This is a genomic window from Mycobacterium sp. 1245852.3, from assembly GCF_001669335.1.
Lineage (GTDB): Bacteria > Actinomycetota > Actinomycetes > Mycobacteriales > Mycobacteriaceae > Mycobacterium > Mycobacterium europaeum_A.
Window position 1 is genome coordinate 1 of the sequence record NZ_LZLL01000213.1, and the last position, 1,296, is coordinate 1,296.

Annotated in this window: 2 protein-coding genes; both read right to left on the bottom strand. The window is 71.9% G+C overall.

Annotated features, from left to right (window positions below; all coding sequences use genetic code 11):
- Nucleotides 1-705: alpha/beta hydrolase (locus A9W96_RS09730; protein ID WP_067139330.1), on the bottom strand; the 705-nt coding region annotated here is incomplete at its 3' end.
- A 22-nt stretch (nt 706-727) separates the two neighbouring features.
- Nucleotides 728-1,296: alpha/beta hydrolase (locus A9W96_RS09735; RefSeq protein WP_156765179.1), on the bottom strand; the 569-nt coding region annotated here is incomplete at its 5' end.

The following is a 1,296-nucleotide window of genomic DNA, read 5'->3' on the forward strand; positions in this document are numbered from 1 at the left end:
CAGCGCCTTCGGGTCGGTGAGATCGAGATCGGGCACGTACCAGGACAGGAACGCGTCGATGACGTCGCGGTTCAGCATCGGCGCCTCGGCGTTGTCGGTGAACGACGGCAGGGACAGATCCGCGGTGACCGTGGGGTACCACAGCAACTGGAAGCGCAGCGCCGGCCCGCCGTTATCGCGGGCCAACAGCGCGGTCACCGCGGCGAGGTTGCCGCCCGCCGAGTCACCGGCTACGGCGATGGCGTTCGGGTCGCCGCCGAGCTCGGCCGCGTGCTCGCCGACCCATCGCAGGGCCGCCCAGCAGTCGTCCACGCCGGCCGGGAACGGATGCTCGGGGGCCAGCCGGTAGCCGACGGACACCACGATGGCCTCGGCGCCGACGGCGTGCGCGCGGGCCACCGGGTCGTGGGTGTCCAGGTCGCCCAGGCAGAACCCGCCGCCGTGGTAGAAGACGACCACCGGCAGCGGGCGCAGCTCGCTGTCGGGCCGATAGATGCGCACCGGGATGTCGGTGAGCCCGCCGTGGGCGATGGTGCGGTCCTCGATTCGCAGGTCCGGCAGCATCGACGGCGGCACCTTGAGCAGCTTGAGCCGCTTGCGGGCGACCTCGACGCCGTCGGCCTCGCGAAACGTCATCGGATAGGCGTCGAGCAACGCCTTGAACGTCGGGTCGATCCCGGGCCGGGCGATGGTCGGCTCGCTCATGGGTTCACCGTACGCCGCGGGCTCACCCGTGCAGGGCGGTTCGCAGCGCCGCCAGCCCGGCCTCGAGCGCCGCGGTGGCCGCAGGCACCACGCCGGCGTACCCCAGGTAGCCGTGCACCAGCGTCTCGGCGTTGTGCACCTCGACGGCGACACCGGCGGCGGCCAGCAGCTCGCCGTACCGGATGCCGTCGTCACGCAGCGGGTCATAACCGGCGACGGCGATGTAGGCGGGCGCCAGGTTGCGCAGGTCTTTCGCGCGTCCCGGCGCCATGTCCGACGGCGGATTCGACATGTCGACTTCGCCCGCGTACCAACGGGAGAACTCCGCGACGGCCTTGACGTCGAGGATCGGTGCGGTCGCGTTTTCGGCGAACGACGGCAGCGACGCGTCCCACATGGTCGACGGGTACCACAGCAGCTGGAACACGATCGGCGGGGCGCCGTTGTCGCGCGCCCGCTGTGCCACCGCGGCGGAGATGGTGCCACCGGCCGAATCCCCGGCGACGGCGATCCGGGTCGCGTCGCCGTGCAGTTCGGCGGCGTTCTTGGCGACCCAAAGCGTTGCGGCCCAAGCGTCTTCGACGGCGGCGG